This window comes from Mycobacterium sp. IEC1808 (assembly GCF_002101935.1).
In the GTDB taxonomy this organism is placed as follows: Bacteria; Actinomycetota; Actinomycetes; order Mycobacteriales; family Mycobacteriaceae; genus Mycobacterium.
Genome location: NZ_LQPV01000044.1, coordinates 24,518 through 47,822 on the forward strand (window position 1 = coordinate 24,518; position 23,305 = coordinate 47,822).

Consider the following 23,305-nt stretch of genomic DNA (forward strand, 5'->3'; position numbering starts at 1 on the left):
ATGAAGCGAGCGGCGCGCGCGGGCCTCAAGCGGTTGCGCGCGCTGTGGTTCAACCTCGTGCAGACGGCGGTCGCCGCGGGCTTCTCCTGGTACATCGCGCACGACCTGCTGGGGCACCCGCAGCCGTTCTTCGCGCCGATCGCCGCCGCGGTATCTCTGTCGATCAGCAACGTGCTACGGGCGCAGCGCGCCATCCAGATGATGGTCGGCGTGACCCTCGGGATCGGTGTGGGCATCGCGGTGCAGGGGCTGCTCGGGCCGGGAGCCGTCGCCATCGGGGTCGCCGCATTCCTCGCGCTGTCCGCGGCGGTGTTCATCGGCCACGGCCGCATCGGGCAGGGAATGATGTTCGCCAACCAGACCGCTGTGTCGGCGATCCTGGTGCTGGCGCTGTACCACAGCGGTGTGGGTTGGGAGCGCATCTTCGACTCGCTGATCGGTGGTTGCGTGGCCATCGTGGTCGCGGTCCTGCTGTTCCCGGCCGACCCGTTGGAGGTGCTGCGCAGCGCGCGCGTCGGCGTGTTTAGCACGCTGCAGGGCGTCCTGACCCGAGCCGCGGACTTCGCCGCCGGCCGCCGGGAGGCCCCGCCCGACTGGCCGCTGTCGGCCGTCGACCGGGTGCACGCGCAGCTCGGCGCGCTGATCGAGGCGCGCACCACCGCCCGTCAGGTGGTGCGCGTCGCGCCGCGGCGCTGGGGCCTGCGCGATGCCGTGCGGGCAGCCGATCACCAGGCCGTGCACGTGGCGCTTCTCGCCGGCTCAGTGCTGGAGCTCGCCCGCGCCGTCGCGCCGGGCGCCGACAGCTGCCGCGCCACGCCTCCGCAGCCCGTGCACCGCGTGCTGGTGGTGCTGGCGGCCGCGACCGCGCTGGCCGACTCCGACCCGGCGGGGGCGTGCGCGTACATCGCGGCCGCGCGCCATCACGCGTCGCAGCTGCACTCGGGTGCCCGGGAGAGGGCCCAGGTGGTGCTCGCCGACGCCGTCCAGGCCTGCGTCGACGACCTGCAGCGGGTCATCGACCTGCGCTCATAGCGAGTCGGCCAGAAACTCCTGCACCAGCTTCTTCGGCGCCTGCGTCAGCCACGCCTCGGTGATCACCTCCGCGAGGTCGCGCGGTGCGATCTCGTCCAGTCGCAGCAGCACCGCCGGGTAGCCGTCGAAGTGCGGGGTGGTGAAGTAGACCCTCGGTTCGTCGGCGATCAACGCGAACTTGACGCCCTCGTCGGAAACCCGGACCCCGAGGATGTCCCCTTCCGGGGGTTCCACGCCGCTGTCGGCGAGCGCCTCGCGATCCGACGGGCGCAGTGGCCGTTCCCATGCCAGCAACTTCTTGCCGACCCGCCACTCGTGCGGTGACGGCTCGGAGGTGAGTGCCAGTTCACCAACGATGCGGGCGACGTCGTTCCACGTGGCCACGTCTTCGATTGTGCTCCCGAAATGGCGCGCTTGGCTCGCGATCGGCAAACGGGGTGTGATGGGATCAGCGTTGTGTCAGAAGCCTTGGAGGGAAATAAGGCCCGCCGGCACCGGGTCACCCACCGCACCCAGTACCGCTACTCCGACGTCGTGACCAGCTCTTATGGCCGCGCCTTCCTCACGCCGCGGGACTCCGCGCGGCAGCGGTGCGTGGCGCACCGGCTGACCATCGACCCGGCCCCCGCTGACAGCTCCACCAGCAGCGACAGCTACGGCAATATCAGTGCGTACTTCCACGTCACCGAGCCGCACCAGTCGCTGACGATCACCGGCGACTCCATCGTCGACGTGTATCCGCCGCCGCCGGAGCGCTACACCAGCGGGCCGGCGGTGCAACCGTGGGAGGCCGCCCGGCCGGCCGGGCGCCGCGGAGCGCTCGCCACCGAGTTCACCCTGGACCTGAACCCGCCGGAGATCACCGACGCGGTCCGCGAGTACGCCGCCCCCAGCTTCGAGCCGGGACGCCCGCTGGTCGAGGTGATGCGCGACCTGGCGTCGCGGATCTTCACCGACTTCACCTATCGCTCGGGGTCGACGACGATTTCCACCGGGGTCAACGAGGTTCTGGCGGCCCGGGAAGGGGTATGTCAGGACTTTGCGAGGCTGGCGATCGCCTGCCTGCGAGCCAACGGTCTGGCGGCCAGCTACGTGTCCGGTTATCTGGCCACCGACCCGCCACCGGGAAAGGATCGGATGATCGGCATCGACGCGACCCACGCCTGGGCGGGGGTGTGGACCCCGCAGGAGCCCGGCCGGTTCGAGTGGCTGGGCCTGGATCCCACCAACGACCAGCTGGTGGACGAGCGCTACATCATCGTGGGTCGCGGGCGCGACTACGCCGACGTGCCGCCGCTGCGCGGTATCATCTACACCAACTCCGAGCACAGCGTGATCGACGTCGCCGTCGACGTCGTGCCGTTTGGAGGTGACGTGTTCAATGCGTGATTTTCACTGCCCCAATTGCGGCCAGCGCCTGGCGTTCGAGAACTCCGAATGCCTGTCGTGCGGCAGCGCGCTCGGGTTCTCCCTCGAGCAGATGGCCCTGCTGGTGATCACCCGGGGCGACGACAGCGAGCACGCCGGCGCCGTCGATGCCGACGACTACCAGCTGTGCGCGAATCTGCATCTGGCGGAATGCAATTGGCTGGTCCCGAAGAACGACGCCGGCGGGTTGTGCACGTCGTGTGCGCTCACGCTGGAGCGGCCCAACGACAACGACGCCGACGGTCTGGCCGCGTTCGCCCGCGCGGAGGCGGCCAAGCGACGGCTGATCGCCGAGCTGCATGAGCTCAAGCTGCCGATCGTCGGACGGGACCGCGACCCCGACTACGGGCTGGGCTTCCGGCTGCTGTCGAGCGCGCACGAGAAGGTGTTCACCGGCCACGAAAACGGCGTCATCACACTGGATCTGGCCGAGGGCGACGACGTGCACCGCGAGCAGCTGCGAGTCGAGATGGACGAGCCGTACCGGACCCTGCTCGGACACTTCCGCCACGAGGTCGGGCACTACTACTTCTACCGGCTGATCACCCCGTCGCAAGACAACCTGGCGCGGTTCAACGAGCTGTTCGGCGATCCCGACGCGGATTACCAGGAGGCGCTCGACCGGCACTACCGCGACGGCGCGCCGGAGGGCTGGCAGGAAAGCTACGTGTCGTCGTACGCGACCATGCACCCCGCCGAGGACTGGGCCGAGACGTTCGCCCACTACCTGCACATCCGCGACACGTTGGACACGTCGGCGTGGTGCGGGCTGGCGCCGGCGTCGGCGACCTTCGACCGGCCGAACCTGGGGCCCAGCGCCTTCCCCAACATCATCGAGCTGTGGCTGCCGCTGTCGTGGTCGCTGAACATGGTGAACCGCTCGATGGGCCACGACGACCTGTACCCGTTCGTGTTGCCGGTCGCCGTCCTGGACAAGATGCAGTTCATCCACGACGCGATCGACGAAGTGAGTTCGGAGTCGCGGGGGCCCGCGGCGGTGGCGGGCTAGGCCGGCATCACCCGTCGTTCGTCGGGGCCCCACAGCGGCTGGAACCCGCCCGGCAACCGCAGTTGCGTCTCGGTGATGACGTCCGCGAGGTTGCGCAGCTCGGCATGGATCGCGTCGAGCAGTTCGGCCAGCTGCGCGCGGCTCCCGTCGGTGATCTCCTCCAGCTCCTCGGGGTGCGAGCGGCGCAGCAGCGTGCTGATCTCGTCCACCAACCGCTCGGGGCGCGACGACCCCGACGAGCTGGGCAGGTCCTTGAGGTTGGTCCGCAGCCGCTCCAGCTGATACAGCAGCGACCGCGGGTTGGTCGCGTCGAACAGCATCAACTCGGCCACCGCGGCGACGCTGACGTTGCCGACGGTGCGGCGCCGGTAGATGACCGACGACTCGCATGCGACCAGCGTCGCCTCGATGATCGTCTGCTCGGCGGCCGCGCACCGGACGGTGGCCAGCGTGGCCCGCAACAGGGAGGTCAGCCACAGGCCGCGTTCGATGCGCTTGCCGATGTCCATCATCGTCCAGCCCACGTCGCGCACCATCGACTCGCTCGCCACCCCGGCCAGCGTCAGCATCCCGGCGAGCGTGTGCGCCTGTGCCGACGCGAGCAGCGCGTCGGCCTCGGCGAGTGAGTCCGGCGGCTCGGAGCGCAGCGCCAGCGCGCGCTCCACCCCGGCCAGTACCGTCCACGTGTCATTCGACAACTGGTCGCGCACCGCCCGGGCGGCCAGCCCCAGCCCGTCCACCGAACCCACCAGCGACCCGGGCTGGTTCGGGTCCAGGGTCAGCGACCACAGCATCGAGGGAGTGACGGCGATCATCTCCGCGTGATCGTCGGTGCTGCCGTAGCCCGCGCTGGTGTCGCTGCCGGTGATCCGGCCCAGCGCGGCCATCAGCACCGGCACGCACTCGCTTTCCTCGGTGTGCTGCTGATGCCGGTACACGTGGAAGCGGTCGCGGGCCACGATGAGCAACCGGGCCATCTCCTCGGCGCGCTCGCCGTAGCGCCCCATCCAGAACAGGTCGGACAGCACGCGCGGCGAGCTGACCCCCCAGGTGCCCGCGGCCGTCTTCGCGGGTTCCGGCGGCGACGGCAGGGTCACCGTCTCGGCCCGCGCCCGCTCGGTGGGACGCACCCAGACATCCTTTGCCGCAACGGTTTTCAGCGTGAACGCCGAGGGGCCGGGGGCCAGCACGTAGCCGGCGCCGCCGATCATCGGCGCATAGCCGCCGCGCTGCGCGACGGTGAACAGCCGCATGCCCACGCCGGCCGACGACAACACGCCGGCGTGGTCGGTGGGCGCCGACGAGAACTGCGGCAGCTCCTGGCCCACCCAGTGCCACGGCATGTGTTCGATGCGCGCGGCCAGGTCGGCCAGCTGTGCGGACGAAAGTGTCGGCCCGACATAGGTTTTCCCGCCGACCGTGGACTTGATCAGCAGCGACGACAGGTTGGCCAGCAGGTGCGAGCGTTCGCCGGCCACGCCGCCCCAATAGACCGGCGCCGACTCCAGCAGCGGCTCCTCGTCGATCAGCCGCTCGGCCAGCTGCGGCAGAAACCGAAGCAGCCCAGGGCTTTCCAGGATGCCGCTGCCCAGCGTGTTGACCACGGTCACCGTCCCGCGGTGCTGCGCCTCCACCAGCCCCACGACGCCGAGGCGCGAATCGGCGCGCAGGTCCAGCGGGTCGGTGTACTCCGCGTCGACGCGGCGCAGGACCACGTCGACGCGTTTCAGTGTGCCCAGCGAGCGCATCCACAGCTTGCCGTCACGCACCACCAGGTCCGCGCTCTCCACCAGCGGAAAGCCCAGCAGGGTGGCCAGGTACGCCTGGTCGAACGCGGTCTCCGAGTAGATGCCGGGGGACAGCACCACCACCACCGGGTCCTGGGCGACGTCGGGGGCGGCGTCGATGAGCGCGAGGCGCAGCGCCTGCGCGAACGGCGTCGTCGCCCGCGGCGCGATCCGCTCGTAGAGGTCCGGAATCGAGTGCGCCACAACGCGCCTGTCGGCCAGCGCGTAGCCCGCTCCCGACGGCGCCTGCGTCCAGTCGGCGTTGACGTGGAAGCTGCCGTCGGGCACCCGGCTGACATCGCAGGCGTGCATGAACAGCTGGTGGTGCCCGGGCACCTCGATGCCGTTGGCGGGCCGCACGTAACCGGGGTGGCCGAACACCAGTTGCGGCGGCAGGATGCCCTCGGTGAGCAGGTTGCGCGGCCCGTACAGGTCGGCCAGCACGGCGTCGAGCAGGCGGGAACGCTGCACCAGCCCGGCCTCCAGCACGTCCCAGTCGGCCGCGGAGAGCACGATCGGCAGGGTGTCCAGGTTCCAGGGCCGGGGCTCCACCCCGCCGTGGTCGGGATCGACCTCGGTGTAAGTGATTCCGTCGTTGTCGATCAGGCCGTCCACCACCGAGCGCAGCCGGTTCAGCCCGGCCCGGCCGCGCTCCGCCACGGCGTCGGCGAGCTCGGACCACGCCGGGCGCACGTTTCCGTCGCGGTCGACGAACTCGTCGTAGCCGACCCGGGGGCCATGCCGCAGGTCGAAGAGCGCTTCCTGGGCCCGCGCGGTCCGGTATTCGGCCAGCAGCCGGTCGGCGTCGTAGTGGGCGGGGGGGACTTCGAGGGACGACATTTACTGCTGAACGGTACGCACGCGCCGCAGGTCGAGGATGCCCGGCGCGCCGATGTCGGTGAGAATCCTGGCCTGCCGCTCCTTGATCGCGGACAGGTCGAGCTTGCCCGCGGTGAAGCCGGTCGCCTCGAAGCGGCGGGCGCGGCGCGACTCGGCCTCGACGGCGTTGATCGGGGGCTCGTCGTAGGCGCGGCCGCCGGGGTGCGCGACGTGGTAGGTGCAGCCGCCGCGCGACGTCCCGGTGGTGAGGTCGACCAGCTCGAACTGCAGCGGCACGTCGGTGCTGATGGTCGGGTGCAGCGCGCTGGGCGGCTGCCACGCCTTGAACCGCACGCCGCCCACGTGGATGTCGGGGTTGTCGGTGGCCAGCAGCGGCACCGGGTAGCCGTTGGCCGTCACCACGTAGCGGTGCCGGTCGGCGCCGATGATGCGCACCTGGATCCGCTCGACCGAGGAGTCGACGTAGCGGGCCGTCCCGGTGGCGGTGGCCTCCTCGCCGAGGGTGTTCCACGGTTCGATCGCCCCGCGCAGCTCGATCTCTACGCCGTCGAAGACGGCGGTGCCGATCCGCGGGAAGCGGAACTCGGTGAACGGGTCCAGCCAGCTGGTCTCGAAGGGCACGCCGTGCGCGCGCAGGTCGGCAGCGACGTCGGCGATGTCGTGAATCAGGAAGTGCGGCAACAGGTATCGCCCGTGCAGGTTGGCGCCGTGCCGGATCAGCGGGGCGCGCAGCGGTTCGTCCCAGAACCACGCCACCAGCGAACGCACCAGCAGCGACTGCACCATCGCCATGCGCAGGTGCGGCGGCATCTCGAAGCCGCGCAGCTCCAGCAGGCCGAGCCGGCCGCGGGGGCCGTCGGGGCTGTAGAGCTTGTCGATGCAGAACTCGGCGCGGTGCGTGTTGCCGGTGATGTCGGTGAGCAGGTGGCGCAGCGCGCGGTCGGTCACCCACGGTTGTGGGGGAGCGGCCTTGGAAGACGAAGCGAGGCGCGCGATCTCGGCGAACGCGATCTCGAGTTCGTACAGCGCCTCCGTGCGGCCCTCGTCGACCCGGGGCGCCTGTGACGTGGTGCCGACGAACCGCCCGGCGAACAGGTAGGACAGCGACGGGTGCCGCTGCCAGTAGGTCAGCAGCGAGACCAGCAGGTCGGGGCGGCGCAGCAGCGGCGAGTCCGCGGGCGTGTTGCCGCCCAGCGTGATGTGGTTGCCGCCGCCGGTGCCGCCGTGCGTGCCGTCGACGTCGAAGGACTCGGTTGACAGCCGGGCCAGGCGGGCCTGCTCGTACAGCGTTTCCAGCAGCTGCGTCTGTTCGGCGAAGCTGGCCGTGGGCGGCACGTTGACCTCGATCACGCCGGGGTCCGGCGTGATGGTCACCGACTTCAGCCGCGGGTCCGGCGGCGGGCCGTAGCCCTCGATCACCACCGGGCAGTCGGCCTTGGCCGCCGCGGCCTCGACCCGGGCGACGAGGTCGACGAAGTGCTCGAGCGCCTCGGTGGGCGGCACGAAGATGTAAAGCTGCCCGCGGCGGACCTCGGCGACCATCGCGGTCGGCGGCGCCCCATCGGGCACGGTCACTGCGGCGTCGCCCTGTTCGGGCTCCGCCGGCAGTTCGGTTGCGGCGGCGAGGGGATCCGCCTCGAAGGTGGCGCGGGGCGGGCGCCAGTTGATCGAGTCCAACGGCAGCCGCAGGCCGGCCGGGGAGTCGCCCTCCAGCAGCACGATGCGGCCGCGGCGCAGCCGCCAGTCCGCGCTGGCCCAGCCGAGCTCGTCGTCGCGGCGGTGCAGCGGTAGCACGAAAGCGGCTGGGGCCGTGGTGGATTCGTCGAGGCGTGCCAGCAGCGCGGCGCGGTTCTCGGCGGTGTCGGGGGTGGCGTCGGGGCCGAGGTCGTCGGCCGCCGGCACCGGTTCGCCGTGCGGCTTGCGCACCTTGGCGGCCAGCCGGGCCAGCGGATCCTCGTAGGCCGGCCGCACCTGCGAGGGCGGCAGGCCGAAGCCGTCGGCGATCGCGGCGAGCACCTCGTAGGCCGCGTCCTCGTCGACGCGGGCCGGCGCGGCGCTCCAGGGATCGGCCAGCAGCGTGTCGTCGGCCCACAGTGGTCGCCCATCGGTGCGCCAGTAGAGCGCAATCTGCCAGCGCGGCAACGGTTCTCCCGGATACCACCGTCCCTGCCCGCGCTGGATCAGCCCCTGCGGCGCCCACACCGACTTCAGCCGAGCGGCCAGGTCGGACGCCCGCTGCCGCTTGTGCGGGCCGTCGGCGGCCGTCGTCCACTCCTCGTCGACCTGGTTGTCCACCGAGACGAACGTCGGCTCACCGCCGACGGTCAGCCGGACGTCGGCGGCGGTCAGCCGCTCGTCGACGGCGCGCCCCACGTCGCAGATGGTCCGCCAGGCCTGGTCGGTGTAGGGGAGCGTGACGCGGGGATCTTCGTGGACGCGGGTGACGGTGTTGGAGAATTCCAGGACCGATTCGCAGGGCTCGGTGCCGCCGGTGATGGGCGCGGCGCTCGCGGGGTGCGGCGTCGCCGCCAGCGGGATGTGGCCCTCGCCGGCGAATAGCCCCGACGTCGGGTCCAGCCCGATCCATCCCGCGCCGGGGATGTACACCTCGGTCCACGCGTGCAGGTCGGTGAAGTCGGCCGCGGGCCCGGACGGCCCGTCGAGCGCCTCCACGTCGGAGGCCAGCTGCACCAGGTAGCCCGACACGAACCGGGCGGCCAGTCCGAGCTGGCGCAGGATCGACACCAGCAGCCACGCCGAGTCCCGGCACGAGCCCACGCCGTTGCGCAGCGTGAAATCCGGTGTCTGCACACCGGGTTCCATCCTCAGGCTGTAGGCTACGTCGGCGTTGATGGCGCGGTTGAGCGCGACCAGGAAGTCGATGGTGCGGGTGCCCTCGGGAACCCGGAAATTGCTTACCCACGCCTGCACGAGCCCGCCCGGGCCCGACCCCTCACCGTCCTCGTCGACGGGCCGCAGGTACGGCTTGAGGTCGTCGGCCAGTTCCTTGGGGTAGGTCCAGCCGCCCGAGGGCCACTTCTCGGCCCAGTCCTCGATGAAGAAGTCGAACGGGTTGATCACCTTGAGATCGGCGATTAGCCCCACGGTGATGGTCAGCCGGCTCATGGGATTCGGAAAGACCAGCCGCGCAAGGAAATTGCCGACCGCGTCCTGCTGCCAGTTGATGAAGTGGTCACCCGGCTCGACGCGCAGCGAGTAGGCCTCGATGGCGGTGCGGGAGTGGGGGGCCGGGCGCAGCCGCACCACGTGCGGATAAACCCGGACCAGCCGGTCAAAGGTGTAGCTGGTGCGGTGCTCCAGCGCAACTTTGATGCTCACCCGCTGATTGCATCACAAGCGCCACAAGGTCGCAGCGCAGCGCAATGAGCTGGGCCCCGGGCCTATCCGTACTGGGGGCCCGGCGGCGGCGTGCCCGGTGGCGGGCCCGCCTGGTAACCACCGCCGGGCTGCTCCAGCGGCACGACCTGGCCGCCGGACAGCTTGCGGTAGCCGTAGATCCCGATCAGCGCGGCCACGGGCGCGCCGACGAGGATGCCCAGGCCGCAGGCCACGAAGCCGAGGAGGATGGCCGCCGCCGAGACCAGCCACACCAGCAAGGCGTTGACGAAGTTCGACTGGACGGTGGTGAAGCTGGACTTCAACCCGTCGATGGCGCCTTGGGAGCGGTCGATGATGAACGGGATGGCGAACTGCGCGAAGATGCCCACGACGAGGCCGGGGATGACGCACAGGACCGAGCCGATCGACGTCAGGATCCCGATGATGATCGCGGCGAGGATCACGTTGCCCAGGTTGCGCGGCTTGAAGAACGAACCGATGCTCACCGACCGTCCGTCCGCGATGTCCAGGCATCCGGAATAGAACGCGGACTGGGCGAAAATGCTTACCGCATAGATCAATATGTAGCCGACGATCATGACGATCAGCCCGCCCGCCCCGATGCTCGTCGTGGCGGTGGTGTAGCCGTCCGCGTTCGTGGAGGTCGTGGTCGAGCCCATGCCGCCGCCGAACAGGACCGCGCTGTAGGCGATGCCGATCAGCACCGCGTAGATGAGGGTGGAGACGACCAGCGGCGCGACGTTTTGGGTGAACTTGCCCCAGGCCCAGCTGAACGCCTCACCGATGCTGAAGGCCGGCGGACCGACGGGAGCGCCAGCGTAGCCGGGCGGCGGCGCGTAGCCGGGCGGATTCTGGGGTGGGACGTTCGGGTTGCCTGGGTACTCGGGGGGCTGGCTCATGTCCGTCCTAGCTGTTGGATTCAACTTGTGGCCACGCGCACGGAATCAACCCGGAACTTAGCAAATAAGTCGCCAGGACGCGCGGATTGTTTTCGCTGCTTTTCTCCCCGGCGCAGCCCGTCGCCCGGACGTGGTATGCCTAAACCCGTGTCCGACGGTCTCTTCGACCTTCCCGGTGCACCGCAGACAACCGACCAGGGCTTCGGCGTGTCGGCGGGTGCGCCGCTGGCAGTGCGGATGCGGCCGGCGTCACTGGACGAAGTCGTCGGCCAGGGCCACTTGCTGGCGCCCGGGTCGCCGCTGCGCCGCCTGGTGGAGGGCTCGGGCGTCGCGTCGGTCATCCTGTACGGCCCCCCGGGCAGCGGCAAAACCACGCTGGCCGCGCTGATTTCGGGGTCGACGGGCCGCCGGTTCGAGGCGCTGTCGGCGCTGTCGGCCGGGGTGAAGGACGTCCGGGCGGTGATAGACAAGGCGCGGCACGCGCTCCTTTCCGGTGAACAGACCGTGCTGTTCATCGACGAGGTGCACCGGTTCTCCAAGACCCAGCAGGACGCGCTGCTGTCCGCCGTGGAGAACCGGGTGGTGCTGCTGGTGGCGGCGACGACGGAGAACCCCTCGTTCTCCGTGGTGGCGCCGCTGCTGTCCCGGTCGCTGATCCTGCAGCTGCGGCCGCTGACGTCCGACGACATCCGCACGCTGGTCCGCCGCGCGATCGACGACCCCCGCGGCCTGGCCGGCCGCGTCGAAGTGCAGCCCGAGGCCGTCGACCTCCTGGTGCAGCTGGCCGCGGGCGATGCCCGCCGCGCGCTGACCGCGCTCGAGGTCGCAGCCGAAGCAAATGACGTCGTGACCGTCGAGACCATCGAGCAGTCGCTGGACAAGGCCGCCGTGCGCTACGACCGCGACGGCGACCAGCACTACGACGTCGTCAGCGCCTTCATCAAATCGGTGCGCGGGTCTGACGTCGACGCCGCGCTGCACTACCTGGCCCGCATGCTGGTCGCGGGGGAGGACCCGCGGTTCGTCGCACGCCGGCTGATGATTCTGGCCAGCGAGGACATCGGGATGGCCGACCCGACCGCGCTGCAGACCGCGGTCGCCGCCGCCCAGACCGTGGCGCTGATCGGCATGCCGGAGGCCCAGCTGACGTTGGCGCACGCCACCATCCACCTGGCCACCGCGCCGAAGTCCAACGCGGTCACCACCGCGCTCGCGGCGGCCATGAACGACATCCGGGCCGGCAAGGCGGGGCTGGTGCCGCCGCACCTGCGCGACGGCCACTACTCCGGCGCAGCGGCGCTGGGCAACGCGCAGGGCTACAAGTACTCGCACGACGCTCCGGATGGCGTTGTGCCCCAACAATATCCGCCCGACGAGCTGGTGGACGTGGACTACTATCGACCCACCGGCCGCGGCGGCGAACGTGAGATGGCCGGCCGACTGGACCGGCTGCGCGCGATCATCCGGAAGAGGGGACGGGCATGAAAACCTTCACCGACGAGGAGATGGGCCGGCTGCTGCCCACCGCCAAGGCCTACAGCGTCGTCATCCTCAAACGCGGCCCCAGGTTCGGCGACGAGTCGTCGCCGCCGATCATCTGGGAGCACGGCCGGCGCAACTTCGGCCTGCGCGACGACGGCGTGCTGGCGGTGGTGCTGCCGGTCACCGACGAGTCCGACGTCTGCGGCATCGGGGTGTTCGCCGCGAGCGTCGACGAAACCCGCGCCATCATGGCCGACGACCCCGGGGTCGCGGCGGGCGTGTTCACCTACCAGGTGCACGAGTGCCGCGGGTTCCCCGGGGACGCGCTGCCCTGAGCAATCGCAGTGGTCACAGGGTGTGAGCTGACGGCTTTGCGTGGGCATCTAGGGCGCAGATTTCGCCGGATTCCCGCCGTGGATGCACACAGAAAGCCCTAGTTACACACTCACGCCGGCCCTAGACCAGCTCCGGCACCCGCAAATGCGCGATGGCCAGCTCGAACTCGGCCACGTCGAGCACCTCGGCGCCCAGGTCCCGGGCCCGCCTGCTGCGCAGCTCGCTCGCCCGGTCGCGGTTTCGGGCCATCGCTTCGACGCTGTCGAAGCTCGAGCACGCCACCGCCCGCCGGCACGCCGGGTGGTCGACCATCAGGCTGGCGCTGCAGAAGCCGTCGAGCGTCTCCAACTCCGGGAGCACGTACATCCGGTAGAAGTTGAGGGACCGCTCGAGATGGTCCGGCACCACCTTGAGCCAGGTGGCCCGCACGCACGCTCCCTGATGCGCCCGATGATCGCGGCGCATCAGGGATATGTCCCATTCTTCGACCCTCGCCTGGCCGGAGAACATCATGGCGGCGCGGTCACGGATGGGCGCCACCCGCTCGGCGCTGGCGCGCATCTTCTCCAAGCTGTCCCACGAGCTGGTGGCGATGCAGGTGCCGTCCTGCCGGTCAACCAACAGCGACATTCCGACATACCCGTCCATCTCTTGCAGGGCGGGCATGACGACATCGCGAATGTGCGCAATGCCGATGTCGACCGACAGGGGTTGCGCCTGAATGGTGGTGGAGCGTGCGTACATTGGTGAGCCTCCTCGTCGGGGCCTGGATTTGACTGGGCCCCGGTGGCGCCACCGGGGCCCCATGACTACCTTCCTCCTCCCGGTCAGGGGTGGCAATGGGCGCGAACCGAGCTCAGACCAGCTCGGGCACCCGCAGGTGCGCCAGCGCCAGCTCGAACTCCCGCTCGTCGAGTTCCTCGACGCCCGCCTCGCGGATCGACGTGTTCTTGAGGGCGGTCGCCTGCTCCCGGTTGCGCTGCATCGCGTCCATGCTGTCGAACGTCACCGAGGACACGCCACGCCCGGATGCGCGGTCGACCAGCAGGCTGGCGCTGCAGAACCCGTCGAGGTTCTCGAGTTGCGGCAGGACGGACGACTTGAAGTACTCGATGCCGGCGTCCATTTGCCCTTGCGGCACCCTTACCCAGGTCGCGCGGACGCCAGCGCCGTCGGGCGCGCGGTGATCGCGGTGCAGCGCCGCGATCTCCCATTCCGCGACATCGGCCGTGCCGCCGAACATTTCCGCGGCCCGATCGCGGATCGGCGTCACGGTTTCACCGCTGGCGCGCATGGCCTCATCGCTCTCCCAGGCGCTGGTGGCGATGCACCGGCCCGACTCCCGGTCGACCAACAGCGATACGCCGACGCAGCCCGGCATGCCCTGCAGTGCGGGCATGACCTCATCGCGAACATGCGCAATTCCGGCGTCGATCGACGAAGGTTGCGCCTGAATAGTGGTAGAGCGCGCGTACACAATCCACCCCCTCTTTGTTCGGGGCAGCGCCCCGGTGGCGCCACCGGTCCAACCAGATACGTTCCTCCTGGCAGGCGGCGGTGGCAATGCCCCCCGGGGGTGTGGCAGCCCTCACAAACGATTGGCCGGTCCCGCCGGGCGCGCCGTAGGCTTGACCGGGTGCATACCGATGTGCTGCAGGTAGACACCGCTCAGCGCCGCATCGTCGATCTGACCGATGCGGTGCGCCGGTTCTGCTTCAGCTACGGCGACGGCCTGTGCAACGTGTTCGTCCCGCACGCCACGGCCGGGGTCGCGATCATCGAGACCGGCGCCGGTTCCGACGACGACCTGGTCGACGCGCTGGAACGGCTGTTGCCGCGCGACGAGCGGTACCGGCACGCGCACGGATCGCCCGGCCACGGCGCCGACCACGTGCTGCCGGCGATCGTGGCGCCGTCGGTGACGGTGCCGGTGGCCAGCGGCGACCCGCAGCTGGGCACCTGGCAAAGCATCGTGCTGGTCGACCTCAACCGGGACAATCCACGGCGGTCGGTGCGGTTGAGCTTCCTGGAGGGCTAGCTGGCTAGGCTGGGAATCCCGATCGAAGCAAAGCAAAGCAACTACGAAGAAGCGGGCTAAAAGTGCAGACACACGAGATCAGGAAGCGATTCCTCGATCACTTCGTGAAGGCGGGCCACACCGAGGTGCCGAGCGCCTCGGTGATCCTCGACGACCCCAACCTGCTGTTCGTCAACGCCGGCATGGTCCAGTTCGTGCCGTTCTTCCTGGGTGCGCGCACGCCGCCCTACGCGACGGCCACCAGCATCCAGAAGTGCATCCGCACCCCCGATATCGACGAGGTGGGCATCACCACCCGGCACAACACCTTCTTCCAGATGGCCGGCAACTTCTCGTTCGGCGACTACTTCAAGCGCCGGGCGATCGAGCTGGCCTGGGCGCTGCTGACCAATTCGATCGACGACGGCGGATACGGCCTGGATCCCGAACGACTCTGGGCCACAGTCTATTTCGACGACGACGAGGCGTTCTCGCTGTGGCAGGAGATCGCCGGGCTGCCGACGGAGCGGATCCAGCGCCGCGGCATGGAGGACAACTACTGGTCGATGGGCATCCCCGGGCCGTGCGGGCCGTCGTCGGAGATCTATTACGACCGCGGCCCCGAGTTCGGCGTCGAGGGCGGCCCGATCGCCAACGAGGACCGCTACGTCGAGCTGTGGAACCTCGTGTTCATGCAGAGCGAGCGGGGCGAGGGCACCGGTAAGACCGACTTCGAGATCCTGGGGCCGTTGCCGCGCAAGAACATCGACACCGGCATGGGCGTGGAGCGGGTCGCGTTCGTGCTGCAGGGCGTGCACAACGTGTACGAGACCGACCTGCTGCGGCCGGTCATCGATCTGGTCGCCACCCGCGCGCCGCGCGGATACGACACCGGTAACCACGAGGACGACGTGCGCTACCGCGTCATCGCCGACCACAGCCGGACCGCGGCGATCCTGATCGGCGACGGCGTCAGCCCCGGCAACGACGGGCGCGGCTACGTGTTGCGCCGGCTGCTGCGCCGGGTGATCCGCTCGGCCAAGCTGCTCGGCATCGAGGAGCCGATCGTCGGGGACCTGATGGCCACCGTGCGCGACTCGATGGGCCCGTCGTACCCCGAACTCGTCACCGATTTCGACCGGATCCGGCGCATCGCCGTCGCCGAGGAGACCGCCTTCAACCGCACGCTGGCCTCGGGTTCGAAGCTGTTCGAGGACGTCGCCGGCGCCACCAAGGCGACCGGCGCGACGGTGGTGTCCGGGTCGGACGCGTTCACCCTGCACGACACCTACGGCTTCCCGATCGAGCTCACCCTGGAGATGGCCGCCGAGGCCGGCCTGCAGGTCGACGAGATCGGCTTCCGGGAGCTGATGGCCGAGCAGCGCCGCCGCGCCAAGGCCGACGCAGCCGCGCGCAAGCACGCGCACGCCGACCTCAGCGCCTACCGCGAGCTGGTCGACGCCGGTCCCACCGAGTTCACCGGGTTCGACGAGTTGACTTCCGAGGCAAGGATTTTGGGCATCTTCGTCGACGGCAAACGGGTGCCCGTTGTCGCGCACGGCGGCGATGGCGCGGACCGCGTGGAGTTGGTGCTGGACCGCACCCCGCTCTACGCCGAGTCGGGCGGGCAGATCGCCGACGAGGGCAGCATCAGCGGAACCGGCGCAAACGAGAGCGCTCGTGCGGCCGTCACCGACGTGCAGAAGATCGCCAAAACCTTGTTCGTGCACCGGGTCAACGTGGAGTCCGGCGAATTCGTGGAGGGCGACACCGTCGTCGCTGCGGTGGATCCGGGCTGGCGCCGCGGCGCCACGCAGGGCCACTCGGGCACCCACATGGTGCACGCCGCGCTGCGACAGGTGTTGGGGCCCAACGCCGTTCAGGCCGGATCGCTGAACCGGCCGGGCTACCTGCGTTTCGACTTCAACTGGCAGGGCCCCCTGACCGAGGAGCAGCGCACCCAGATCGAGGAGGTCACCAACGAGGCGGTGCAGGCCGACTTCGAGGTGCACACCTTCACCGAGCAGCTGGAGAAGGCCAAGGCGATGGGGGCGATGGCCCTGTTCGGCGAGGCCTATCCCGACGAGGTCCGCGTGGTGGAGATCGGCGGGCCGTTCTCGCTGGAGCTGTGCGGCGGCACGCACGTGCACAACTCGGCGCAGATCGGGCCGGTGACCATCCTGGGCGAGTCGTCGATCGGTTCCGGGATCCGACGGGTAGAAGCCTACGTCGGGCTGGAGTCGTTCCGCCACCTGGCCAAGGAGCGCGCGCTGATGGCCGGGCTGGCGTCGTCGCTGAAGGTGCCGTCCGAGGAGGTGCCGGCCCGGGTCGCCAACCTGGTGGACCGGCTCAAGGCCGCCGAGAAGGAACTCGAACGTGCCCGGCTCGCGGGCGCGCGGGCCGCCGCGACCAACGCCGCGGCCGGCGCCGAGCGGATCGGTAACGTGCGTGTGGTGGCGCAGCGGATGTCGAGCGGGATGACGGCGGGCGACCTGCGCTCCCTGGTCGGCGACATCCGGGGCAAGCTGGGCAGCGATCCGGCGGTGGTGGCGCTGATCGCGGACAACTCAGCGGGCGAGGGCAATTCAGTGCCCTACGCCGTCGCCGCCAACGCCGCCGCCCAGGAGCTCGGTCTGAGCGCCAACGAGTTGATCAAGCAGCTCGCCGGGGCCGTCGACGGCCGCGGCGGCGGCAAGGCCGACCTGGCGCAAGGCTCGGGGAAGGACCCGACCGGCATCGACGCGGCCCTCGACGCGGTGCGTTCCGAGATCGCGCGGGTCGGTTGAGTGGTCTTGACACAGCACCGCCTCCCGGACCGGCCCGGCGACCCTGATCAGGATCCCGGGCGTGGTCGTCGGCTCGGTATCGACGTGGGGAGCGTGCGCATCGGCGTGGCCGCCAGCGACCCCGACGGCATCCTGGCCACCCCGGTGGAGACGGTGCGCCGCGACCGTTCCGGCAGGCACGTGCGCCGGCTCGCGGAGCTGGCCGCTGAGCTGGAGGCCGTCGAGGTGATCGTCGGGCTGCCGCGCACCCTGGCCGACCGCACCGGCCCGTCGGCGGTGGACGCGATCGAGCTGGCGGAGACGCTGGCCCGGCGGATCGCCCCCACGCCGGTCCGGCTGGCCGACGAGCGGCTGACCACCGTGAGCGCCCAGCGGTCGCTGCGCGCCGCGGGAGTGCGGGCCCGAGAGCAGCGCGCGGTGATCGACCAGGCCGCGGCGGTGGCGATCCTGCAGAGCTGGCTCGACCAGCGCCGCGCGGCGACCGGGGGTCCCACCGATGGTTGACAGCGCCCGCGGCCAGCGCGCCGAGCCCGAGGCGGTCGGGTCGCCGCGGCGCCGAACGAGCCGGGTTGCCCGCAACCGCGCGGCACAGCGCAAGCGGCGGAAGCGCTTCATCGGCCGGATCGTCCTCGTGCTGTCCGTCGTGGTCATGGTGACCGTCGTCTTCGTCGGCACCCGGCTGTGGAACACGGTGTTCGGCTCCGGTGACGACTACAGCGGAAACGGCAAGCGCGACATCGTGATTCACGTGCAGGACGGCGACTCGACCACGATGGTGGGCGAGACGCTGCACAGCCAGGGGGTCGTTGCGACGGTCCGCGCGTTCGTCAACGCCGCGCACGGCAACGCCGCGATCAACTCGATCCAGCCCGGCTACTACCGGATGCGCACCGAGATCCCGGCGGCCAACGCCGTCGCGCGGCTGGCCGACCCGAACAACCGGGTGGGGCGGCTGGTCATCCCGGAGGGCCGTCAGCTCGACGACACCACCGACATGAAGACCAACGTGGTGAATCCCGGCATCTTCTCGTTGATCTCCCGCGCCACCTGTGTGGACCTCGACGGCACCAAGCGCTGCGTGTCGGTCGACGACCTGCGCGCCGCGGCCTCCAACAGCGCGCCCACGACGCTGGCGGTGCCGCCGTGGGCCGTCGAGCCGGTCACCGAGCTGGGCAAGGACCACCGCCGCATCGAGGGGCTGATCGCGCCGGGGACCTTCAACGTCGACCCTGCGTCGTCGGCCGAAAGCATCCTGACCAGCCTGATCAGCGCGGGTGCCGTGGAGTACATGAAGTCCGGGCTGCTGGATTCCGCGCAGGCCAGGGGGGTGTCGCCCTACGACATCCTGGTGGTCGCCTCGCTGGTGCAGCAGGAGTCCAATTCGCAGGACTTCGCGAAGGTGGCGCAGGTGATCTACAACCGCCTGCACGCGCACCACACGCTGGAATTCGACTCGACCGTGAACTATCCGCTGGACCGCCGCGAGGTCGCCACCTCCGACGCCGACCGCGCCCAGCGGACCCCGTGGAACACCTATGTGTCGCAGGGGCTGCCCGCCACGGCGATCTGTTCGCCCGGCGTCGACGCGCTGCGCGCGGCCGAGCATCCGGAGCCGGGGGACTGGCTGTACTTCGTCACCATCGATGCGCAGGGCACGACGCTGTTCACCAAGGACTATCAGCAGCATTTGGCCAATATCGAGCTGGCTAAGCACAACGGTGTCCTCGACAGCACGCCCCGCTAGAAAGGCGGGGGTGCTCGGGCGCCCCATCGCCCATTCGAAGTCCCCTGACCTGCACCTGGCCGCGTACCGGGCCCTGGGCCTAAACGACTGGACGTACGACCGCATCGAATGCGGCGCCGAGGAGTTGCCCGGCGTGGTCGGCGGTTTCGGGCCGGAGTGGGTCGGGGTCTCGGTGACCATGCCGGGCAAATTCGCCGCGCTGCGATTCGCCGACGAGCACACCGAGCGAGCGGCCCTGGTCGGCTCCGCCAACACCCTGGTGCGCACGGCGGCGGGCTGGCGGGCCGACAACACCGACGTCGACGGGGTCTCGGGCGCGGTGGGGTCGGCCTCGGGATGGGCGCTGGTCTGTGGATCGGGCGGCACCGCGCCGGCGGCCGTCGTCGGCCTGGCCGAACTCGGCGTCACCGGCATCACCGTCGTCGCGCGGGATCCGGACAAGGCCGCCCGGCTGGTGGACCTCGGCGCCCGCGTCGGCGTCGAGACCCGGTTCTGCGGCCTGGACGACGCCGGACTGGCCGACGAGGTGGCGGGCGCGCAGGTGCTGGTCAGCACCATCCCCGCGGACGTGGCCGCGCGGTACGCCGGCGTGTTCACCGCCATCCCGGTGCTGCTGGACGCGGTCTACGATCCGTGGCCGACGCCGCTGGCGGCGGCGGTCGGCGCGGCCGGCGGCCGGGTGATCGACGGCCTGCAGATGCTGCTGCACCAGGCGTTTTCCCAGGTGGAACAGTTCACCGGGCTGCCCGCGCCGCGAGCGGCGATGGAGGCGGCGCTGCGCTAGCCTGCCGCGCATGGCGGGTCTGAGTTCCGACCGCCGAACGTGAGGCCTATGGACGAATTCGCCACAGTTTTCGTACATAGCCCCCACACTCACCGCGTGTACAGGAGGACCCATGCGGCTGGGAGCGGCTGTGGCAGTGCTCGCCTGGCTGGTGCTGCTGAGCGCCTACGACGTCCGGTCACGCCGGCTGCCCAACGCGCTGACCCTGCCCGGGGCCGCCGCCATCCTGCTGGCCGCCGCCCTGACCGGCCGCGGGCTGCCCGCGCTGGCCGGCGCGGCGGCGCTGACCGGCGCGTACCTGGCGGTCCACCTCGTCGCCCCGGCGGCGATGGGGGCCGGCGACGTCAAGCTGGCGATCGGGCTGGGCGGCCTGGCGGGCTGTTTCGGGCCCGACGTGTGGTTCCTCGCGGCGCTGGGCGCGCCGCTGCTCACGGCGCTGGCCGGGGTGGTCGCGTGGTCGCGCGGCTCGCGCACCGTGCCGCACGGCCCGTCGATGTGCCTGGCCACGGCGGGCGCGGCGGGGTTGGCCTGGCTGGGTTGAGCACATGGGAGAATGGCCGGGTGTTGCGCTGGATCACCGCCGGAGAATCCCATGGTCGCGCGCTGGTGGCCGTGGTGGAAGGCATGGTCGCCGGCGTCGGCGTCACCTCGACCGAGATCGCCGATCAGCTGGCCCGTCGCCGCCTGGGCTACGGCCGCGGCGCGCGGATGAAGTTCGAGCGCGACGCGGTCACCATCCTGTCCGGGATCCGCCACGGCGTCACCCTCGGCGGGCCCATCGCGATCGAGATCGGCAACACCGAGTGGCCGAAGTGGGAAACCGTGATGGCCACCGACCCGGTGGACCCGGCCGAACTGACCAACAGCGCCCGCAACGAACCGCTGACCCGGCCGCGGCCCGGCCACGCCGACTACGCGGGCATGCTCAAGTACGGCTTCGATGACGCCCGGCCGGTGCTGGAGCGGGCCAGCGCCCGCGAGACCGCCGCCCGCGTGGCCGCCGGGACCGTGGCCCGCTCGTTCCTGCGGCAGGCGCTCGGCGTCGAGGTGCTCTCGCACGTCATCGCGATCGGTCCGTCAAAGCCCTACGACGGCCCGCCGCCGCGCCCCGAGGACCTGCCCGCGGTCGATGACAGCCCGGTCCGCGCATATGACAAGGCGGCCGAGGAAGCGATGATCGCTGAGATCGAGGCGGCGAAGAAGGACGGCGACACCCTCGGCGGCGTGGTGGAGGTGGTGGCGTTCGGCCTGCCGGTCGGGCTCGGCTCGTTCACCAGCGGGGACAACCGCCTGGACAGCCAACTGGCCGCCGCCGTGATGGGCATTCAGGCGATCAAGGGCGTCGAGATCGGCGACGGGTTCGAGACGGCGCGCCGCCGCGGCAGCCGCGCCCACGACGAGATGTACCCCGGTCCCGACGGCGTCGTCCGCTCGACCAACCGCGCCGGCGGGCTGGAGGGCGGCATGACCAACGGCCAGCCGCTGCGGGTGCGGGCCGCGATGAAGCCGATTTCCACCGTCCCGCGGGCCCTGGCCACCGTCGACATGGCGACCGGCGACGAGGCCGTCGCGATCCACCAGCGCTCCGACGTGTGCGCGGTGCCGGCCGCCGGAGTCGTGGTCGAGACGATGGTGGCGCTGGTGCTGGCCCGCGCGGCGCTGGAGAAGTTCGGCGGCGACTCGCTGGCGGAGACCCGCCGCAACGTCGAGTCCTACCGGCGCGCGGTCGCCGACCGGGAATCGCCCGCCGCGCGCGGTACCGCGTGATGGCGCCCAAAGCGGTGCTCGTCGGGCTGCCGGGCTCCGGCAAGTCCACCATCGGGCGGCGGCTGGCCAAGGCGCTCGGGGTCGGGCTGCTCGACACCGACGTGGCGATCGAGCAGCAGACTCACCGCAGCATCCCCGAAATCTTCGCCACCGACGGGGAACAGGAGTTCCGCCGCATCGAGGAACAGGTGGTGCGCGCGGCTTTGGCCGAGCACGACGGCGTCCTCTCGCTCGGCGGCGGCGCGGTCACCAGCCCGGGCGTGTGCGAGGCGCTGGCCGGGCACACGGTCGTCTACCTGGAGATCGGCGCCCGCGAGGGGGTACGGCGCACCGGCGGCACCGCCGTGCGGCCGCTGCTGGCCGGCCCGGACCGCGCCGAGAAATACCGCGAGCTGATGGCCAAACGGGTCCCGCTGTACCGGCGCGTCGCAACCATCCGGGTCGACACCAACCGCCGCAATCCCGGGGCGGTGGTGCGCAACATCCTGAGCCGGTTGCAGACGCCGAGCGAGGCCGCCACATGACCGCCGCTCCGGTCACCGTGCACGTGGCCGTCGATGAACCGTATCCGGTGGTGATCGGCGCCGGCCTGCTCGGCGAGCTGGAGAACCTGCTGTCCGGCCGGCACCGAGTTGCGGTGCTACATCAGCCGGTGCTGGCCGAGACCGCCGAGGAGATCCGAAAGCGGCTGGCCGACAAGGGGATCGACGCGCACCGCATCGAGATCCCGGACGCCGAGGCGGGCAAGGAGCTGCCCGTCGTGGGATTCATCTGGGAAGTGTTGGGCCGCATCGGGATCGGCCGGAAGGACGCCCTGGTCAGCCTGGGCGGCGGCGCGGCCACCGACGTCGCCGGTTTCGCGGCGGCGACCTGGCTGCGCGGCGTCGACATCGTCCACGTCCCCACCACGTTGCTCGGCATGGTCGACGCCGCCGTGGGCGGAAAGACCGGCATCAACACCGACGCCGGCAAGAACCTGGTCGGCGCGTTCCATCAACCGCTGGCCGTCCTGGTGGACCTGGAGACGCTGAAGACGTTGCCGCGCAACGAACTCGTCGCCGGGATGGCCGAGGTGGTCAAGGCGGGGTTCATCGCCGACCCGGTGATCCTCGACCTCATCGAGGCCGACCCGGAGGCCGCGCTGGACCCCGCGGGGGACGTGCTGCCGGAGCTGATCCGGCGCGCGATCGCCGTCAAGGCGGAGGTCGTCGCCGCCGACGAGAAGGAGTCGGAGCTGCGCGAAATCCTCAACTACGGCCACACTTTGGCGCACGCGATCGAGCGCCGGGAACGCTACCGTTGGCGCCACGGCGCCGCCGTGTCGGTGGGCCTGGTGTTCGCCGCTGAGCTGGCCCGGCTGGCCGGCCGGCTGGACGACGAGACGGCGGCGCGCCACCGCAGCATCCTGACCTCGCTCGGGCTGCCGGTTACGTACGACGCCGACGCGTTGCCGCAGTTGCTCGAATACATGGCCGGGGACAAGAAGACCCGCGCCGGCGTGCTTCGGTTCGTCGTCCTCGACGGACTCGGGAAGCCGGGCCGGCTGACCGGTCCGGACCCGTCGCTGCTGGCGGCGGCCTACTCGGGGTTGGCGGCATCATGACGGTGAACGTGATCAACGGCCCGAACCTGGGCCGGCTGGGCCGCCGCGAGCCCGACGTGTACGGCGACACCACCCACGAGCAGCTGGCGGAGCTGATCGAGCGCGAAGCCGCCGCCCTCGGGCTCAAAGTCGTTGTGCGGCAAAGCGATAACGAAGCACAGCTGCTGGACTGGATCCACCTGGCGGCCGACGCGGGCGAGCCGGTGATCCTCAACGCCGGCGGCCTGACCCACACGTCGGTGGCGCTGCGCGACGCGTGCGCCGAGCTGAGCGCGCCGCTGATCGAGGTGCACATCTCCAATGTGCATGCCCGCGAAGAGTTTCGGCGTCACTCCTACATCAGCCCCGTCGCGACCGGCGTGATCGTCGGGCTGGGCATCCAGGGCTACCTGCTCGCCCTGCGGTATCTGGCGGAAGCCGCCGGGTAGTCG

The 23,305-nt window shown here is 70.7% G+C and carries 21 protein-coding genes; 15 read left to right on the plus strand and 6 right to left on the minus strand.

Annotated features, from left to right (window positions below; all coding sequences use genetic code 11):
• A complete protein-coding gene (locus AWB92_RS21910) occupies positions 1-1,032 on the plus strand; it encodes an FUSC family protein (protein WP_085189393.1) in 1,032 nt (343 codons plus the stop codon).
• On the opposite strand, the gene AWB92_RS21915 is transcribed toward AWB92_RS21910, so the two are convergent.
• A complete protein-coding gene (locus AWB92_RS21915; protein ID WP_068113734.1) occupies positions 1,027-1,416 on the minus strand; it encodes a hypothetical protein in 390 nt (129 codons plus the stop codon). The two genes, AWB92_RS21910 and AWB92_RS21915, sit on opposite strands and share 6 nt — an antisense overlap.
• A gap of 21 nt (positions 1,417-1,437) precedes the next feature.
• Between AWB92_RS21915 and AWB92_RS21920 the strand changes: the two genes are divergently transcribed.
• A complete protein-coding gene (locus AWB92_RS21920) occupies positions 1,438-2,421 on the plus strand; it encodes a transglutaminase family protein (protein WP_085189395.1) in 984 nt (327 codons plus the stop codon).
• On the plus strand, positions 2,414-3,469 hold the full coding sequence (locus tag AWB92_RS21925) for a putative zinc-binding metallopeptidase (RefSeq protein WP_085189397.1): 1,056 nt from the start codon (positions 2,414-2,416) through the stop codon (positions 3,467-3,469). The genes AWB92_RS21920 and AWB92_RS21925 overlap by 8 nt, the downstream gene beginning before the upstream one ends.
• Here the strand turns inward: AWB92_RS21925 and AWB92_RS21930 are convergent.
• The 3 genes from AWB92_RS21930 to AWB92_RS21940 all read right to left on the minus strand — a co-directional run bounded on the left by AWB92_RS21930 (position 3,466) and on the right by AWB92_RS21940 (position 10,355).
• Positions 3,466-6,096, minus strand: coding sequence for a circularly permuted type 2 ATP-grasp protein (locus tag AWB92_RS21930; protein WP_085189399.1), 2,631 nt, complete (start codon positions 6,094-6,096; stop codon positions 3,466-3,468). The genes AWB92_RS21925 and AWB92_RS21930 overlap by 4 nt on opposite strands.
• Entirely contained in the window at positions 6,097-9,435 is a 3,339-nt protein-coding gene (locus AWB92_RS21935; protein WP_085189401.1) for a transglutaminase family protein, read from the minus strand.
• Between the two features lie 62 nt (positions 9,436-9,497).
• Positions 9,498-10,355, minus strand: a complete 858-nt coding sequence (locus AWB92_RS21940) for a hypothetical protein (RefSeq protein ID WP_085189403.1) — start codon at positions 10,353-10,355, stop codon at positions 9,498-9,500.
• A gap of 135 nt (positions 10,356-10,490) precedes the next feature.
• On the opposite strand from AWB92_RS21940, the gene AWB92_RS21945 reads away from it, so the two are divergent.
• Together AWB92_RS21945 and AWB92_RS21950 are read left to right on the plus strand one after the other, a co-directional pair.
• Positions 10,491-11,840, plus strand: coding sequence for a replication-associated recombination protein A (locus AWB92_RS21945; protein WP_085189405.1), 1,350 nt, complete (start codon positions 10,491-10,493; stop codon positions 11,838-11,840).
• Positions 11,837-12,172: a hypothetical protein gene (locus tag AWB92_RS21950; protein ID WP_085189407.1), complete on the plus strand. Its 336-nt coding sequence runs from the start codon at positions 11,837-11,839 to the stop codon at positions 12,170-12,172. Before AWB92_RS21945 ends, AWB92_RS21950 begins: the two co-directional genes overlap by 4 nt.
• Positions 12,173-12,293: 121 nt before the next feature.
• Here AWB92_RS21950 and AWB92_RS21955 read toward each other — a convergent pair whose 3' ends face one another.
• On the minus strand, positions 12,294-12,917 hold the full coding sequence (locus tag AWB92_RS21955) for a hypothetical protein (RefSeq protein ID WP_068100510.1): 624 nt from the start codon (positions 12,915-12,917) through the stop codon (positions 12,294-12,296).
• A 112-nt stretch (positions 12,918-13,029) separates the two neighbouring features.
• Positions 13,030-13,650 carry an antibiotic biosynthesis monooxygenase gene (locus tag AWB92_RS21960; RefSeq protein ID WP_085189409.1) on the minus strand — a complete coding sequence of 207 codons (621 nt, stop codon included), beginning with the start codon at positions 13,648-13,650 and terminating at the stop codon, positions 13,030-13,032.
• A 171-nt stretch (positions 13,651-13,821) separates the two neighbouring features.
• On the opposite strand from AWB92_RS21960, the gene AWB92_RS21965 reads away from it, so the two are divergent.
• The 10 genes from AWB92_RS21965 to aroQ all read left to right on the plus strand — a co-directional run bounded on the left by AWB92_RS21965 (position 13,822) and on the right by aroQ (position 23,302).
• Positions 13,822-14,211: a secondary thiamine-phosphate synthase enzyme YjbQ gene (locus AWB92_RS21965; RefSeq protein ID WP_173817470.1), complete on the plus strand. Its 390-nt coding sequence runs from the start codon at positions 13,822-13,824 to the stop codon at positions 14,209-14,211.
• A gap of 62 nt (positions 14,212-14,273) precedes the next feature.
• Complete coding sequence (gene alaS, locus AWB92_RS21970) at positions 14,274-16,976, plus strand: alanine--tRNA ligase (RefSeq protein WP_085189413.1); 2,703 nt, start codon at positions 14,274-14,276, stop codon at positions 16,974-16,976.
• Positions 16,977-17,480: a Holliday junction resolvase RuvX gene (ruvX, locus tag AWB92_RS21975; protein WP_085189415.1), complete on the plus strand. Its 504-nt coding sequence runs from the start codon at positions 16,977-16,979 to the stop codon at positions 17,478-17,480.
• Entirely contained in the window at positions 17,473-18,720 is a 1,248-nt protein-coding gene (locus AWB92_RS21980) for an endolytic transglycosylase MltG (protein ID WP_085189417.1), read from the plus strand. Before ruvX ends, AWB92_RS21980 begins: the two co-directional genes overlap by 8 nt.
• Positions 18,695-19,504 carry a shikimate dehydrogenase gene (locus tag AWB92_RS21985; protein ID WP_241523544.1) on the plus strand — a complete coding sequence of 270 codons (810 nt, stop codon included), beginning with the start codon at positions 18,695-18,697 and terminating at the stop codon, positions 19,502-19,504. The genes AWB92_RS21980 and AWB92_RS21985 overlap by 26 nt, the downstream gene beginning before the upstream one ends.
• A 112-nt stretch (positions 19,505-19,616) precedes the next feature.
• Positions 19,617-20,045 carry an A24 family peptidase gene (locus tag AWB92_RS21990; RefSeq protein ID WP_085189419.1) on the plus strand — a complete coding sequence of 143 codons (429 nt, stop codon included), beginning with the start codon at positions 19,617-19,619 and terminating at the stop codon, positions 20,043-20,045.
• Positions 20,046-20,065: 20 nt separating this feature from the next.
• Positions 20,066-21,271, plus strand: a complete 1,206-nt coding sequence (aroC, locus tag AWB92_RS21995) for a chorismate synthase (protein WP_085189421.1) — start codon at positions 20,066-20,068, stop codon at positions 21,269-21,271.
• Positions 21,271-21,795 (plus strand): shikimate kinase, encoded by a 525-nt coding sequence (locus AWB92_RS22000; RefSeq protein ID WP_085189423.1) that lies wholly within the window; start codon positions 21,271-21,273, stop codon positions 21,793-21,795. The genes aroC and AWB92_RS22000 overlap by 1 nt, the downstream gene beginning before the upstream one ends.
• On the plus strand, positions 21,792-22,874 hold the full coding sequence (gene aroB / locus AWB92_RS22005; RefSeq protein WP_085189425.1) for a 3-dehydroquinate synthase: 1,083 nt from the start codon (positions 21,792-21,794) through the stop codon (positions 22,872-22,874). The genes AWB92_RS22000 and aroB overlap by 4 nt, the downstream gene beginning before the upstream one ends.
• Positions 22,871-23,302: a type II 3-dehydroquinate dehydratase gene (gene aroQ, locus AWB92_RS22010; protein ID WP_085189427.1), complete on the plus strand. Its 432-nt coding sequence runs from the start codon at positions 22,871-22,873 to the stop codon at positions 23,300-23,302. Before aroB ends, aroQ begins: the two co-directional genes overlap by 4 nt.
• The last annotated feature ends 3 nt before the right edge of the window (positions 23,303-23,305 follow it).

Excerpts from the sequence above, each read along its gene's own strand:
- AWB92_RS21910 (WP_085189393.1), top strand. The coding sequence starts at position 1 with ATGAAGCGAGCGGCGCGCGCGGGCCTCAAGCGGTTGCGCGCGCTGTGG.
- AWB92_RS21920 (WP_085189395.1), top strand. The coding sequence starts at position 1,438 with ATGGCGCGCTTGGCTCGCGATCGGCAAACGGGGTGTGATGGGATCAGC.
- AWB92_RS21925 (WP_085189397.1), top strand. The coding sequence starts at position 2,414 with ATGCGTGATTTTCACTGCCCCAATTGCGGCCAGCGCCTGGCGTTCGAG.
- AWB92_RS21930 (WP_085189399.1), bottom strand. The coding sequence starts at position 6,096 with ATGTCGTCCCTCGAAGTCCCCCCCGCCCACTACGACGCCGACCGGCTG.
- AWB92_RS21940 (WP_085189403.1), bottom strand. The coding sequence starts at position 10,355 with ATGAGCCAGCCCCCCGAGTACCCAGGCAACCCGAACGTCCCACCCCAG.
- AWB92_RS21945 (WP_085189405.1), top strand. The coding sequence starts at position 10,491 with ATGCCTAAACCCGTGTCCGACGGTCTCTTCGACCTTCCCGGTGCACCG.
- AWB92_RS21950 (WP_085189407.1), top strand. The coding sequence starts at position 11,837 with ATGAAAACCTTCACCGACGAGGAGATGGGCCGGCTGCTGCCCACCGCC.
- AWB92_RS21955 (WP_068100510.1), bottom strand. The coding sequence starts at position 12,917 with ATGTACGCACGCTCCACCACCATTCAGGCGCAACCCCTGTCGGTCGAC.
- AWB92_RS21980 (WP_085189417.1), top strand. The coding sequence starts at position 17,473 with ATGGTTGACAGCGCCCGCGGCCAGCGCGCCGAGCCCGAGGCGGTCGGG.
- AWB92_RS21990 (WP_085189419.1), top strand. The coding sequence starts at position 19,617 with ATGCGGCTGGGAGCGGCTGTGGCAGTGCTCGCCTGGCTGGTGCTGCTG.
- AWB92_RS22000 (WP_085189423.1), top strand. The coding sequence starts at position 21,271 with ATGGCGCCCAAAGCGGTGCTCGTCGGGCTGCCGGGCTCCGGCAAGTCC.
- aroB (WP_085189425.1), top strand. The coding sequence starts at position 21,792 with ATGACCGCCGCTCCGGTCACCGTGCACGTGGCCGTCGATGAACCGTAT.
- aroQ (WP_085189427.1), top strand. The coding sequence starts at position 22,871 with ATGACGGTGAACGTGATCAACGGCCCGAACCTGGGCCGGCTGGGCCGC.